Origin of the sequence: Photobacterium malacitanum, from assembly GCF_900185615.1 — a bacterium.
Classification (GTDB): domain Bacteria; phylum Pseudomonadota; class Gammaproteobacteria; order Enterobacterales; family Vibrionaceae; genus Photobacterium; species Photobacterium malacitanum.
The window spans coordinates 1115598-1130808 of sequence record NZ_FYAK01000001.1; the positions used below are offsets into that span (position 1 = coordinate 1115598).

Genomic DNA, 15211 nt, shown 5'->3' on the forward strand with positions numbered 1-15211 from the left:
GGTTTGAGAAACCGCGGGAGTCTAACACACTTTACGATATGTCTGCTATCCACATCCGTCGGTTTCAGAGGATTTGTTACTATTTATTGCTTATTCGTTGATGAACCAACCAATAAGCGCATGATCAATCGTTTGTTATTCGCAAATATATTCAACCACTTCAAGACCAAAACCAGACAGTGAATGGTAGCGTTGCGTGCTTGATGATAATAGGCGCATCTTACCAATTCCAAGATCTGATAAGATTTGAGAACCGACACCGACTTGACGTGAAGGATTATATGGGCTGACCTTCACTTGTGGACGGCCTTCATTTTCAGCGGCAATATTTTTAACTTTATTAATAATACTATCCGTTGACTCTTGCTTGCTCAGTACCACCAGCACTCCATTTTCAGCACTGATACGTTGCATTGCTGCAGGCAATGTCCACTGCGTTGCACCTGATTGTAAAATATCTTTAAAGGTATCTTGCAAATGCACTCGTACCAATGTCGATGCATTGGCTTCAATATCACCTTTACATAGTGCGTAATGAATTTGATCATCAATTTTATCGCGGTAAGTGATCATATCAAACTCACCAAATTCAGTATTGAGTTTACACTCACCAACACGCTCAATGGTGGTTTCATGATGATTACGGTACTCAATAAGATCGGCAATAGTACCCAGCTTTAAGCCGTGCTTTTCAGCAAAAATTTCTAATTGAGGGCGACGTGCCATGGTGCCATCTTCGTTAAGAATCTCAACAATCACACTGGATGGTTCAAGGCCAGCTAAACGAGCAATATCACAACCTGCTTCAGTATGACCTGCACGAGTAAGTACGCCACCTTCTTGTGCCATCAATGGAAAGATATGACCAGGCATCACTATATCAGCAGAAGTCGCATCAGCCGCCACTGCAGCTTGTACGGTACGAGAACGATCTGCTGCTGAAATACCGGTAGTTACACCGGTTGCAGCTTCAATAGAAATAGTAAATGGCGTGCCAAATTGTTCAGTATTATCTTGAACCATCAATGGTAGGCCCAATTTCTGACAACGCGCCTTGCTTAAGGTTAAGCAAATTAAACCACGACCATACATGGCCATAAAGTTAATCGCCTCTGGCGTGATTTTTTCTGATGCTATGATCAGATCGCCTTCATTTTCGCGATCTTCATCATCCATCAAAATAACCATTTTACCTTGGCGAATATCATCAATGATTTCTTTTGCACTACTTAAAGCCATAATACTACCCTTATTCTTATGTTGCTCTATTACCCATAAAGCAATGCTTAACCGAGAAACCCTGTTCTCGCCAATAAATCCATTGTCACTTGAGGTTGTTTTTCTGCGGCTTTATCACCAAGCATTAATCGTTCAAGGTAACGCGCGATAACATCAACCTCAAGGTTAATTTTACGGCCAACACTAAAATCAGCCATGGTGGTTTCAGCTGCAGTATGTGGCACGATAGTTAATTTAAACTCATCGCCACGCACAGCATTCACCGTTAAGCTAATGCCATCAACCGCCACCGAGCCTTTCTCTGAAATATATTTTGCGAGCTGTGGCGGTACTTTGACCCAAAACTCAATCGCACGCCCTACATGCTGGCGCTCAATCACTTCAGCCACAGCATCAACGTGACCAGACACCATATGGCCACCAAAACGGGTGGTCGCTAACATGGCTTTTTCTAAATTAACCACTTGGCCGGCTTTGTAATTCGCAAATGCGGTGCGGTTAAGTGTTTCTAACGAAAGATCAGCGACATAACCTTTACCCGTTAATTTAACCACGGTAAGGCATACACCATTGGTGGCAATACTATCGCCTAACTTAACGTCCGTTAAATCTAAGGTTCCTGAATCAACGGTAACAGCAACATCAGCACCTTTAGGTGTTAGTGCAGATATTTTACCGACAGCTTCTATAATTCCAGTGAACATGCTCAGCCCTTAATTTCACTATTTTATTTATTATTTTGTACGGTTGCCATTATACGAATATCACAATCAATCATACAAACATCAGTAATAGTTAACAACGGCGTTTGTGCCATCGTTGTCAGTCCGCTAATATCAATTAGACCACGACTGTCGCTACCCATTAATTTAGGTGCTTGATATAAAATCAATTTATCCACTAACTGCTGTTGCAATAATGCGCCAGCTAAACGCGCACCAGCTTCGACCCAAATATGATTAATGCCGTATTGCGCCAAGCGCGACATTAATGCCACTAAGTCAAGCTGATGACTGTTAGTTTGAGTTGGAAGTTGCCATTGCTGAACAGAATCAGGCCATGCTTCGGTGCCGATAGACGTGCGAGCTAAGATAGTCTCACCAGGCAGGTGGAAAAGTTGATAATCAGGTGTGAGTCGATTCTGACTGTCAATGATAACCCGTATGGGTTGACGTAATGCCGCTTGAGGATAAGCGTGTTGAACAGCTTGGTCTAATTCACTCCAACGTACATTAAGCGATGGATCATCTGCTATTACGGTAGCACTGGTTGATAAAATCGCACCTGCCTGCGCACGAAAATGTTGCACATCAGCGCGAGCTTTAGGACCTGTGATCCACTTGCTGACGCCATTTGCTAATGCTGTTCGACCATCTAAACTCGCAGCAAGCTTTAATTCAACATATGGCATTTGTAGAGTCATTTGCTTAATAAAGCCAGGATTCAGTGCTTGAGCTTCCGCTGCGAGTACACCAACTTCAACATCGATACCTGCCGCTTGTAACATCGCAATACCACGCCCTGAAACGGCGGGATTAGGATCGACCATCGCACAAACAACCCGTGCAACGTTGGCATTAATTAACGCTTCAGCACAAGCTGGAGTGCGCCCGTAATGGCAGCACGGCTCTAAAGTCACATACACCGTTGCCCCTTGGGCGCGCTGCTGTGCCTGCCGTAATGCAAACACTTCAGCATGAGGCTGTCCTGCCTGATAATGATATCCCTCACCGACGATGTCGTTGCCATTTACTATCACACAGCCAACATTTGGATTAGGGGCGGTGGTATAACGGCCAAGCTTGGCAAGCGCTATGGCTCGCGACATCATTTTTTGATCAGTGTGTGTCATTATTGTTAGTCTTAACGATGCTGAGTGTTAACGTTCTAATTTGGCAATTTCCTCACCAAACTCACGAATATCTTCAAAACTACGATAAACAGAAGCAAACCGGATATAAGCAACTTTATCCAATTCTTTTAACGCTTCCATCACTAAATTACCAATCATCTCCGAAGGCACTTCACGCTCACCTGTCGCTCGAAGACAAGATTTAATACTATTAATTGCCCGTTCAATATCATCAGTACTTACGGGACGTTTCTCTAATGCTCGCTGAATACCGCCGCGTAATTTTTCTTCATTAAACGGATCACGGTTACCATTGGTTTTCACTACGCGAGGCATCACAAGCTCTGCCGTTTCAAACGTAGTATAGCGCTCATTACACGCTAAACATTGGCGGCGTCGGCGTACTTGGTGGCCATCGGCAACCAATCGAGAATCGATTACTTTGGTGTCATTTGCACCGCAAAAAGGACAATGCATTTAGCCTCCTACATTCAATCGACTCAGTGTAACCCATTTCATCGCTTTAATAAGACTATCACCCCCTTTTTTCTAATAAATCGGCTTAAAAGTAACAATTATCATTAATAATGGTCGATTTAGTTTATTTAAAAAATAAAAAAGGCTCACCTAGAAATAGGCAAGCCTCATCAAAACGATCATAACAGCGCTTAAATTTTGCTGTTATCAACTCAATTATGCGTAAACAGGAAGACGCTTACAAATTTCAAGCACTTTCTCTTTAGTCGCTTCAATCACAGCAGTGTCATTAATGTTATCCAACACATCACACATCCAGTTTGCTAGTTGACGTGCATCATCGGCATTAAAACCACGGCGAGTAATAGAAGGCGTACCAACACGAATACCTGAAGTTACAAACGGGCTACGTGGATCATTCGGAACGCTATTTTTGTTTACCGTAATATTTGCAGCACCTAGTGCGGCATCCGCTTCTTTACCTGTAATGCCTTTATCTATTAAATCAACAAGGAATAAGTGGTTTTCAGTGCTACCAGAAACGATCTTGTAACCACGCTTAATAAACTCTTCAACCATTGCTTTAGCGTTGACAACCACATTCGCTTGGTAAACTTTAAACTCAGGCTCCATGGCTTCTTTAAACGCTACCGCTTTCGCTGCGATAACATGCATTAATGGGCCACCTTGACCACCAGGGAATACTGCAGAGTTGAGCTTTTTGTAAAGGTCTTCGCCTTCATTTGATAGAATCAAACCACCACGAGGGCCCGCCAATGTTTTATGGGTAGTCGTGGTAACGACATGCGCATGAGGAACGGGATTAGGATAAACACCAGCAGCAATCAAACCGGCTACGTGAGCCATATCAACGAATAAATATGCGCCTACTTTATCGGCAATTTCTCGCATCTTTGCCCAGTCAACAACTTGAGAATAAGCTGAGAAACCACCAATGATCATTTTTGGTTTATGCTCTAAAGCCAATGCTTCCATTTCTTGGTAGTCAATTTGACCACTTTCATCAATACCGTAAGGAATGATATTGTATAACTTACCAGAGAAGTTTACTGGTGAGCCGTGAGTTAAGTGACCGCCATGTGCCAAGCTCATACCTAATACTGTATCGCCAGCATTCAATAACGCCATGTAAACTGCATTATTTGCTTGAGAGCCTGAGTGCGGCTGAACGTTTGCGTACTCGGCACCAAATAACTGACAAGCACGATCAATAGCAAGTTGTTCTGCTTTATCAACAAACTCACAACCACCGTAGTAACGCTTACCAGGGTAACCTTCAGCATATTTATTTGTCAGCTGAGAACCTTGTGCTTCCATTACACGCGGGCTAGTGTAGTTTTCAGAAGCAATCAACTCGATGTGTTCTTCCTGACGGGCTGTTTCTTCCTGAATAGCTGCAAATAGTTCCGCATCATAATCAGCAATGTTCATATCGCGCTTTAACATCTGTATCTCCTGACTCAGCTAAGTTTTATCCTATTTTAAGTAAAAAACGAAAAACCACAAACCTAGACGCCACGTGGACGCAAACGTTTTCGTTTTACTTTTTATCTGTTGACTATCTTACATAAATTGATCTAAATCAGAAAGTCCTAAATGCTGTTTTATTGAGTATATAAATTGTTTAACTTAAATTTAAATGCCTTTTTTTACATCGTTGTTATTTTTGCCGCAGCCACTCATCACTCCAATCCGTTTACATCAACGTAAATAATTTAATACGCATAAAAACCACTAATTTAACACTGGGACTATTGCTTGCACTTTAATCCTTTTACCATAGTCACTCACAACAAGGAGGATAATGTGCACATCAATAAACACCCAAGCTATGAAAACGTTATTGCTATTTTTACCGGCACATTGTTTGCCGCTGTGGGGCTTTTTTTACTGCAACAAAGCCATTTATTAACTGGCGGGACTGCGGGGTTAGCTTTGTTAGTCAGTCACTTTGTACCGATTTCATTAGGGAGCTTATATTTTATTCTCAATTGTCCCTTTTATTTAATGGCGTGGTTTCAAATGGGTAAACGGTTTGCGCTCAGCAGTATCTTTTGTGGCGGCTTAGTTTCCGTGATGGTTGATGCTTTACCACACTTGATCACCATTGAGGTCGTTAACCCCGTTTTTGCTGCCGTATTTGGCGGCTTATTACTGGGAGTCGGAATGTTAATCCTTTTTCGACATCGAACGAGCCTTGGTGGCTTTAATGTACTGGTGTTGTTTCTACAGCATAAATTTGGAATTTCTGCCGGTAACATTCAACTTGCGATTGATAGCACGATTTTAATCACCTCGTGTCTGTTCATCAGTCCTAAGTTGCTAATACTGTCTATTGTTGGAGTAATTATGATCAATATGGTATTGGCCATTAATTACAAACCTGAGCGCTATACCGCGACTATTGCGCCTAAAAAATAGTGTAAAAAAAAGAGGCTGCGTCGTCGCAGCCCCTCATTCAATATGGTTATAAGCAACCATCATTATTTAAATAGCATCTTCATCTTCTTCGCCAGTACGAATACGCACTACACGCTCAATATCAAACATGAAGATTTTACCATCGCCAATCTTGCCTGTTTGCGCCGTTTCAACAATGGTTTCAATACATTGCTCGGCAACATCATCAGTGACTACAATTTCGATTTTCACTTTAGGTAAAAAATCAACCATGTATTCAGCACCACGATAAAGCTCGGTATGGCCTTTTTGACGACCAAATCCTTTGACTTCTGACACTGTCATGCCTGTGATACCCACTTCAGCTAACGCTTCGCGAACATCATCAAGTTTAAATGGCTTAATAATGGCTTCAATTTTTTTCATTGTCATCATCCTTTGCTGAGCAGAAGTTCGGAATCGCAACACCGATCACCGACTTGATTAAATTAGGGTTATTATCACAGATTCAATGCAGTAATTTAATCACATTTAATATTCTTGAATATAATTAGTCTCCATTCGCCGCAAAAGCAGCAACACGGAATACAGTAATACTAAGCCATTGATTACCATAATAGCAATATCATGATATTTAGCAGGAAAAACATTTGGAATGAAAGGAATTAGACTAAATTGTAAAAATAATGTCACCGCTGGAATATAGAAATAAAGAGGAATAAATCCCCACTTTTGACCTCTTAATAAACCAACACAAGCAACCACGCCAGATATCAATACTAATAAAGTAACAATCACAGGCACCATGCCAAGCAAATCGTACCTTAGCGCATGCACCAACGTCTCAATATGTTGAATCAGACCGATGACTACAAATACGGCGAGTAACTTCGTCGCACCAATGAGGCGGTAATTGCTGGGAATATCCAATCCCATTATTGTTTCATCCTTGTAACGACACCGTGGTCATTTTTACTTATTCGTTATATTAATTATCCCAATGTTTTTTCAAGGTTAATGTGATCAATATCAACTTCATATTTATTTTATAATTACCGTGATGACACAATAAAAAAAAGCTGCCCAAACTGGCAGCTTTTTTAACACTAACTAAATGATTTTTAACCGATATTAACCCGTGCATTACGGAACATACGCATCCATGGACTATTTTCGCTCCAATCATCTGGATACCAAGAGTTAGCGACAGTACGGAAGACTCGCTCTGGGTGCGGCATCATAATAGTGACACGGCCATCTTGAGTGGTTAAACCTGTAATACCGTTTGGCGAACCATTAGGGTTAGCTGGATAGCTTTGAGTAACATTGCCATAGTTATCAAGATAACGTAGCGCAATCGTTCCTGACTGCTCAATCGCTGCCAAATGGTCGGCATTACGTACTTCAACTCGACCTTCACCATGTGAAACTGCGATTGGCATTCGTGAACCTGCCATTTCATTAAAGAATAATGAATCACTCTTTTGTACTTCAACCAAACTAAAACGCGCTTCAAAACGCTCTGATTCGTTACGCACAAAACGCGGCCATAAATCAGCTCCTGGAATCAGTTCATGTAGGTTAGACATCATCTGACAACCATTACATACACCTAATGCCAGCGTATCTGGGCGATGAAAGAATGCTGCAAATTGGTCACGGGCAATATTGTTAAATAACACTGATTTTGCCCAGCCTTCACCTGCACCTAATACATCACCATAAGAGAAACCACCACAAGCCACTAAGCCATTAAAGCCATCAAGTTGTACCTTGCCACTAAGAATATCACTCATATGAACATCTTTAGCTTCAAAGCCTGCACGATCAAAAGCAGCCGCCATTTCGACGTGAGAGTTAACACCTTGCTCACGGAGAATTGCCATTTGTGGCTTAGCACCAAAATTAATTGCAGGTGCAATAAATGGCGCAGCAACATCCTCATTAATATCAAATGTTAACTGAGTATGTAAGCCTGGATCTTGGGTATCTTTCTTGGCTTCAAATTCTTGTAATGCTCCGGCTGGATTATCTCGCATTGCTTGCATTTGATAGGTCGTTTCAGCCCAGATTGCACGTAATTCAGTGCGATTCTGTTCAAGCACTAAATCATTACCATTCCAAATACGTAGTGTATCTTCATCAATCACCGTACCAATGATGTGACTACATGACGCTAAACCATTAGCCGCTAAGACAGCTTGAACAGCGTCAACATCATCACTGCGCACCTGAATCACAGCACCTAGTTCTTCGCTAAATAACGCTGCTAGCACATCATCACATTCATCGGTTGCGGTAGTATTAATATCAACTTCAATACCCGTGTGACCCGCAAATGCCATCTCAGCTAAAGTGACATACAAACCACCATCACCACGATCATGGTAAGCCAATAACTTCTCATCACGCACTAAGGTTTGCATTGCATAGAAGAAGCCTTTTAATAGCTCAGGGCTATCGACATCAGCGGCTTTATCACCTAACTGCTTATAAACTTGTGCTAATGCTGTTGCACCCAAACGGTTTTGACCACAACCGAGATCGACCAAGATTAAGCTAGATTCGCCTTTATCGGTACGTAATTGTGGTGTCACGGTTTTACGGACATCTTCGACACGACCAAAAGCGGTGATCACTAACGACAATGGTGATGTGACTTGTTTTTCTTCACCATTCTGCTGCCACTTAGTCTTCATCGACATTGAGTCTTTACCCACAGGAATGGTTAATCCTAATGCAGGACATAACTCTTCACCAATGGCTTTTACTGCTTCATATAGACCAGCATCTTCACCCGGATGACCCGCAGGTGACATCCAGTTAGCTGATAAATTAATCCGCTTCATGTCACCGATATCAGTCGCTGCAATATTGGTGATCGCTTCACCAACCGCTAAACGCGCAGAAGCACCAAAGTTAAGCAGTGCAACAGGTGTACGCTCACCCATCGACATCGCTTCGCCGTGATAGCTATCATAGCTTGCTGCGGTTACCGCACAGTTAGCCACTGGCACCTGCCAAGGGCCGACCATTTGATCACGTGCAACTAGGCCTGTCACACTACGATCACCAATGGTAATTAGAAACGTTTTTTCGGCGACAGCTGGCAGACGTAAAACGCGTTGCGTTGCAGCTTCAATGGTAATGTCAGTGCGATCAAGCGGCTGTCCTACCACTGTTTGTGTTTGCACATCACGGTGCATTTTTGGTGCTTTACCCAATAAAATATCCATAGGCATATCAATTGGAGTATTGTCAAAATGACTATCTTCAAGAGTTAGATGACGCTCAGCAGTTGCTTCGCCAACTACAGCATAAGGTGCACGTTCACGCTGACAAATAGCGTCAAATGTCGCCATATTTTCAGGTGCGATCGCCAGTACATAACGTTCTTGCGATTCATTACACCAAATCTCAAGTGGGCTCATTCCTGGCTCATCATTAGGTACATCACGTAACTGGAATTTACCACCACGTTCACCATCATTGACAAGCTCTGGTAAAGCATTAGAAATACCACCAGCGCCGACATCGTGAATAAAGGCAATCGGGTTATCATCGCCCATCTGCCAACAACCATCGATCACTTCCTGACAACGACGTTCCATTTCTGGGTTTTCACGCTGTACTGAAGCAAAATCTAAATCTTCTGCTGATTGACCAGATGCCATTGATGATGCAGCACCGCCACCCAGACCAATGTTCATTGCAGGACCACCAAGAACAATTAACTTGGCACCAACAGGAATATCTTTCTTCTGCACGTGATCGGCACGAATATTACCCATGCCACCAGCAATCATGATTGGCTTATGGTAACCACGGATTTCTTCACCAGCATGAGATGTGACTTTTTCTTCGTAAGTTCGAAAATAACCTAATAGGTTAGGACGGCCAAATTCATTATTAAATGCGGCACCACCTAATGGCCCCTCTAGCATAATATCTAACGCAGTAACGATACGATCTGGCTTACCAAAATCGGTTTCCCACGGCTGTTCAAAACCAGGCACGCGTAAGTTAGATACCGTAAAGCCAACCAAACCAGCTTTAGGTTTACCACCAATACCGGTTGCGCCTTCATCACGAATTTCACCACCAGAACCTGTTGCAGCACCTGGCCACGGTGAAATTGCCGTTGGGTGGTTATGGGTTTCTACTTTCATCAATATGTGATTATCTTCTTGATGATAAGTGTATTGACGAGATTGCGGATCAGGGAAGAAACGGCCCACATGAGAGCCTTCCATTACTGCGGCATTGTCTTTGTAAGCCGACAGCACATGCTCATGGTTATGCTCATAGGTATTTTTAATCATTTTGAATAATGATTTTGGCTGCTCGACACCATCGATAGTCCAATCAGCATTAAAAATCTTATGGCGACAATGCTCAGAGTTCGCTTGAGCAAACATCATTAATTCAATGTCGTTAGGGTTACGACCGAGCTTAGTAAAATTTTCAACCAAATAATCAATTTCATCTTCAGCTAAAGCCAGACCTAAACTAAGGTTAGCTTGCTCTAATGCTTGGCGTCCGCCAGTTAAAATATCAACACTTTTAACCGCAGCAGGTTGAGCTTGAACAAATAATGCTGCCGCCGCTTCAACATTATCGACTACGACTTCCATCATGCGATCATGAAGTAATGCTTTTAACTCACTCAATTGTGATGCTGTTAGCGGCGATAATGATTCAACATAATAAGCACTGCCACGTTCAAGACGCTTAATGGTGGTTAAACCACAATTACGAGCAATATCCGTCGATTTTGAAGACCAAGGAGAAATAGTGCCAGGACGAGGAATAACAAGTAGCAATAAACCTTTAGGTTCGTGCTCTGCAATCGTTGGGCCGTATGTGAGTAGACTTGTTAGTTTAGCTTGTTCATCAGCTGTTAACGTTGTCGCTACATCAGCAAAATGTGCAAACTCAGCATAAATACTGGTAATTGGCAGATCTAACTCATGACAACGCTCAAGTAACTTATTAACGCGAAACTCAGACAAAGCGGGTGAACCACGCAAAATTTCCATGTGCAAAGGTCTCTCGATTAGCAGGTTAAAAAAAGTGGTATTGAGGTAAACTTCATCATCTAGCAGCCTATCTCAATAACACCTAATGCATCTTTGTGCTCTGCTGCACTACTAGGCAACGGTTAATGAGCGCCTAGTATAAGGGAATTTTTTTTGTGACGTAACACCTGACGCAACCGTTTGCGTGTTTTTTTTTCAATCTTCATAAAAATATCAAAAAAATCCCTATCACTGTTATTTTTGGGTCATTTTTTAACCATAAAATAGCGTAATGTTTGCTTAACTATTCCAATATCTAAATTATGATCATCAACTTAACAGTTCAACTTTGCGCAATTCGCAGGGTTTGATATAAATAGCCGTTAATTTTTACTGTGGGTCAGCTTAGTTGATAAATATTCAATTCTTCACTCTACTACGTCGTATGATGAGCATTTTATTATTAATATTGCTAACTAACGGCTGCCAGTGGCAAGAAAACAAAACCACCAGCCTTGAAAAAATTCGTAAAAGTGGCGTATTACGGGTGGGAACGCTAAATAACCAACTGTCCTACTATATTGGCGCAGAAGGTCCAACGGGACTGGATTATGAACTCGCACAAACTTTTGCTAAAAAGCTAGGAGTTAAACTTGAAATAACTGCCATGTTTACTTTATCAGAGTTATTTCCAGCCTTAGAGCGTGGTGATATTGATATTATTGCTGCTGGTCTTGCTGTAACGCCCGATCGCCTGCAAGATTTTCATCCGGCGCCAGCTTATTACTACGCCAGCCAAATTGTGGTGTATAAAAAAGGCCAACGTCGCCCTCGAGATCTGACTGAACTGGCAAAAAATAATGGCCGTTTAGCCGTTGTTAGTGGATCAAGCCATGAACAAAAACTAGAGCTGATTCGTAAAACTCACCCAACACTGCAATGGCAATCAATACCAGAATCAGACATTAACGATCTCTTAATTAAAGTCGCCAACGGTGAGCTCGATTATACCGTGGCTGACTCTGTTGATGTGGCACTATTACAACGTATCCATCCAGATATCGCCGTTGCACTTGAATTAACTCAAGATGAACCCGTAAGTTGGTTTGTTAAGCAAAGCAGCAATGATAGTTTATATGCGCTTATTATTGAGTTTTTTGGGCAAATGAAACAAAACGGCACTATGGCGCAATTGGAAGAGAAATATTTTGGCCATATTGACCAATTTGATTATGTTGATACTCGTGCATTTTTACGAGCAGTAAACAACACACTGCCGCAATGGGAAGCGTTATTTAAACAATATGCCAATGGCTTTGATTGGCGTTTATTAGCGGCACTATCTTACCAAGAATCGCATTGGGATCCGCAAGCCGTGTCACCAACTGGCGTTCGAGGCATGATGATGTTGACCCTGCCAACTGCAGAATCTGTCGGTGTCACCAATCGTTTAGATCCAGAACAAAGCATTCGTGGTGGCAGTGAATACCTGCGCAAAATGATTGCACGCGTACCTGATAGCATTGAGGAACATGAAAAAGTGTGGTTTGCACTCGCTTCTTATAATGTCGGCTTTGGTCACTTAATGGATGCACGTCGATTAACTAAGTCGCAAGGGGGGAATCCCAATACTTGGGCTGATGTTAAACAACGACTACCGTTATTAGGACAACGTAAATATTATACTCAATCACGCTATGGCTATGCGAGAGGTGATGAAGCATTAAATTACGTCGAAGGTATTCGGCGTTATTATCAAAGTATTATTGGCTATGAGCGCGCCCATAGCGGTAAATATGAAAATGAACATCTAAAAATTATTGATGGCTTACAAACTATCGATACGTCACCAGCACTGTTAGCACCGACGGCGTCACCATCAACGTCATCAGTAACGCCATAATTATAACGGTAACCAATAACAGTAAAATCGCCATCGAAGCCCGCCTATGGCATGAGCTCGATTTAGAGTAATCATCTAATTTTTTACGCAGTGGGAGTTTGATCAACCTTTGCTCACCCGCTGCTAAAGATTGCTACCAATTAATGCATTGTTATGCATAATAAAATTAACAACATTAAATAATGGCATTGCTAACGGTGGCTGCGAGGTTTATTCGCAGGCTGGTTGTTCTACCGTGATATCAACTCTATGGATGGATCCATGAAAGTAACCAAATTAAAATCAAAAACTCAACATATCGCCAAACGTATCACTTCAGCGGCAACACGCCGTAAACGCTTAAGCAGTAATGTGCGTAAAAAGATTCTATGGCGTCAACGTAGTTGTATGCTATCAGCAACCACAGAACACAGTTGCCCAACCCACTAATATAACAAGCTCGGTATTATTTAACTGCTTGAAAATAACTACCGAGCCTATTTTATTTAGTGCACCCCACCCTCAAACATCAGATGATGTTTGTCTTGCAGCAAGCTTGGCGGCTTTTTTCTCTGCTCGACGACGCTTAAAAAAAGCTTGTAGCTGAGCACGACACTCACTAGCAAGAACATCACCTTCAAATACAACATGATGATTAACGCCCTCATAGCTCAGTAAGTTCATGGTGCTACCTGCCGCGCCCGTTTTTGCATCGTGAGCACCAAACACCACTTTACCTACTCGGCTATGTACTATCGCACCTGCACACATTGGGCATGGCTCTAACGTCACATATAAGGTGGTATCAACAAGACGATAGTTTTGCAGTGTTTGTCCGGCTTGGCGCAGTGCCATCATTTCAGCATGTGCCGTCGCATCATGATGACCAATAGAACGATTCCAACCTTCACCAACAATCACGCCATTATGAACCACTACCGCTCCAACAGGCACCTCACCTTCAGCTTCTGCTTGCGCAGCCAATTCCATCGCACGACGCATAAACACAGCATCAGCTGCTGAAGATAACCTTTCTTGGTTTTTATTTGACATCAGTGATCACTACTTACAAATCATAATGACTAATATGCGGTAATTGCTCAGCAAGATAATCCACCAGCATTCTAACTTTAGGTGATAAATGGCGATTATGTGGATAAAGCGCCCAAATACCCTCATCTGGTTCTTGGTAGTTAGTCAAAATAGGCACGATGGCACCCGACTCTAAATCTTTATCAATATAATAGTCAGGTAACTGCGCTAAACCGATACCTTTAATCACTGCATCTCGTAAACCATAACCACTATTACAGTTAAGGGTGCCGCTCACACGAATACTTTTCTCTTTACCTGATTCTTGAAAACGCCAATGATCATAGTTACCAATTAAGCAATTATGTTGACGCAGCTCAGATAATGAATGTGGAATACCAAACTTTTGTAAATAAGCCGGCGATGCACAAACATACATGGTGCGGCTGGTTAAACGCTTCGCCATCATTGATGAACTGGTCAAACGTCCTAAGCGAATCGCGAGATCAAAGCTACCTTCCACCAAATCAACTTGGCGGTTAGTCATATCAATCGCGACTTCCACTTCAGGATACTGCAGCATGAAATCATTAACTAACGGCATAATGTACTTTTCACCGTACGTTACTGGCGCGGTTAACTTGATCAACCCTTGTGGCTTACCACGTAAATTGCTGATCGCTCGCTCAGCATCTTCTAGTCCATCTAACACTTGACGACAATGTTGATAATAAACATTACCTTCTTCTGTTAATGAGACCTTACGGGTAGTACGGTAAAATAATTTAGTATTAAGTCGATTCTCTAACGCACTCACTTGACGACTGACTTGTGCAGTAGATATACCGAGTCGTTTTGATGCAGCAGTAAAACTTTCGGTTTCTGCTACGGCAACAAATTCTGTTACCCCTTCCCATAGAAACATTCTAAACACCTATTGATAATGTGATCGAACGTCAATATGACGCCTGCACCACTAATTATTACACATTCGTAAAAGTAATTTGCACTTTTAGGTAATTATCATTATTCGAGAAACAAATACAATAGCAACCATCGAAACGGGGCAAGAAAATAATAACTTTTCCCTTTTTACCCAATTTTCATCTACTTTTGATGAAGTAGACATAAATATAATTAGAGTGAAGATTATGACTGACAAGTTTATCAAATCAAAAGCTGCTATCGCATGGGGTCCAAAACAACCTCTTTCTGTTGAAGAAATTGATGTAATGCTACCACGTGCAGGCGAAGTATTAGTTCGTATCGTTGCAACTGGCGTATGTCACA

13 protein-coding genes and 1 pseudogene are annotated in these 15211 nt (G+C 42.0%); 4 read left to right on the forward strand and 10 right to left on the reverse strand.

Translation table 11 applies throughout. The annotated features are described in order from the left end of the window. Nucleotides 1-135 precede the first annotated feature (135 nt). The 5 genes from ribBA to glyA all read right to left on the reverse strand — a co-directional run bounded on the left by ribBA (nt 136) and on the right by glyA (nt 5035). Nucleotides 136-1239: a bifunctional 3,4-dihydroxy-2-butanone-4-phosphate synthase/GTP cyclohydrolase II gene (ribBA, locus tag PMAL9190_RS05055; RefSeq protein WP_065166547.1), complete on the reverse strand. Its 1104-nt coding sequence runs from the start codon at nt 1237-1239 to the stop codon at nt 136-138. A gap of 47 nt (nt 1240-1286) precedes the next feature. Continuing rightward, nucleotides 1287-1943: a riboflavin synthase gene (locus PMAL9190_RS05060; protein WP_087844168.1), complete on the reverse strand. Its 657-nt coding sequence runs from the start codon at nt 1941-1943 to the stop codon at nt 1287-1289. A gap of 23 nt (nt 1944-1966) precedes the next feature. Continuing rightward, nucleotides 1967-3091: a bifunctional diaminohydroxyphosphoribosylaminopyrimidine deaminase/5-amino-6-(5-phosphoribosylamino)uracil reductase RibD gene (gene ribD, locus PMAL9190_RS05065; protein ID WP_200813366.1), complete on the reverse strand. Its 1125-nt coding sequence runs from the start codon at nt 3089-3091 to the stop codon at nt 1967-1969. A gap of 27 nt (nt 3092-3118) precedes the next feature. Continuing rightward, nucleotides 3119-3568 (reverse strand): transcriptional regulator NrdR, encoded by a 450-nt coding sequence (nrdR, locus tag PMAL9190_RS05070; protein ID WP_045031203.1) that lies wholly within the window; start codon nt 3566-3568, stop codon nt 3119-3121. A 216-nt stretch (nt 3569-3784) separates the two neighbouring features. Beyond that, the gene (gene glyA, locus PMAL9190_RS05075; RefSeq protein WP_087844170.1) at nt 3785-5035 is read right to left on the reverse strand and encodes a serine hydroxymethyltransferase; all 1251 of its coding nucleotides are present in this window, start codon (nt 5033-5035) and stop codon (nt 3785-3787) included. A gap of 366 nt (nt 5036-5401) precedes the next feature. Between glyA and PMAL9190_RS05080 the strand changes: the two genes are divergently transcribed. Continuing rightward, nucleotides 5402-6010: a YitT family protein gene (locus PMAL9190_RS05080; RefSeq protein WP_370738747.1), complete on the forward strand. Its 609-nt coding sequence runs from the start codon at nt 5402-5404 to the stop codon at nt 6008-6010. Between the two features lie 66 nt (nt 6011-6076). On the opposite strand, the gene glnB is transcribed toward PMAL9190_RS05080, so the two are convergent. From glnB to purL, 3 genes are all read right to left on the reverse strand, one after another. Further along, nucleotides 6077-6415, reverse strand: coding sequence for a nitrogen regulatory protein P-II (gene glnB / locus PMAL9190_RS05085; RefSeq protein ID WP_060999454.1), 339 nt, complete (start codon nt 6413-6415; stop codon nt 6077-6079). A gap of 105 nt (nt 6416-6520) precedes the next feature. Continuing rightward, complete coding sequence (locus PMAL9190_RS05090; protein ID WP_087844172.1) at nt 6521-6925, reverse strand: hypothetical protein; 405 nt, start codon at nt 6923-6925, stop codon at nt 6521-6523. Between the two features lie 185 nt (nt 6926-7110). Further along, nucleotides 7111-11028, reverse strand: a complete 3918-nt coding sequence (gene purL / locus PMAL9190_RS05095) for a phosphoribosylformylglycinamidine synthase (RefSeq protein WP_087844173.1) — start codon at nt 11026-11028, stop codon at nt 7111-7113. 424 nt (nt 11029-11452) lie between these two features. Here purL and mltF point away from each other — a divergent pair, with 424 nt between their 5' ends. After that, the gene (gene mltF / locus PMAL9190_RS05100; RefSeq protein WP_087844174.1) at nt 11453-12910 is read left to right on the forward strand and encodes a membrane-bound lytic murein transglycosylase MltF; all 1458 of its coding nucleotides are present in this window, start codon (nt 11453-11455) and stop codon (nt 12908-12910) included. Nucleotides 12911-13171: 261 nt separating this feature from the next. Next, nucleotides 13172-13339 (forward strand): hypothetical protein, encoded by a 168-nt coding sequence (locus PMAL9190_RS20290; protein WP_200813367.1) that lies wholly within the window; start codon nt 13172-13174, stop codon nt 13337-13339. Nucleotides 13340-13411: 72 nt separating this feature from the next. On the opposite strand, the gene tadA is transcribed toward PMAL9190_RS20290, so the two are convergent. Both tadA and PMAL9190_RS05110 read right to left on the reverse strand, forming a co-directional pair. After that, on the reverse strand, nt 13412-13942 hold the full coding sequence (gene tadA / locus PMAL9190_RS05105) for a tRNA adenosine(34) deaminase TadA (RefSeq protein WP_087844175.1): 531 nt from the start codon (nt 13940-13942) through the stop codon (nt 13412-13414). A gap of 13 nt (nt 13943-13955) precedes the next feature. Then, on the reverse strand, nt 13956-14846 hold the full coding sequence (locus PMAL9190_RS05110) for a LysR substrate-binding domain-containing protein (protein ID WP_065166554.1): 891 nt from the start codon (nt 14844-14846) through the stop codon (nt 13956-13958). A gap of 226 nt (nt 14847-15072) precedes the next feature. Between PMAL9190_RS05110 and PMAL9190_RS20075 the strand changes: the two are divergent. Further along, nucleotides 15073-15211, forward strand: a pseudogene (locus PMAL9190_RS20075) (S-(hydroxymethyl)glutathione dehydrogenase); the annotation flags it as partial.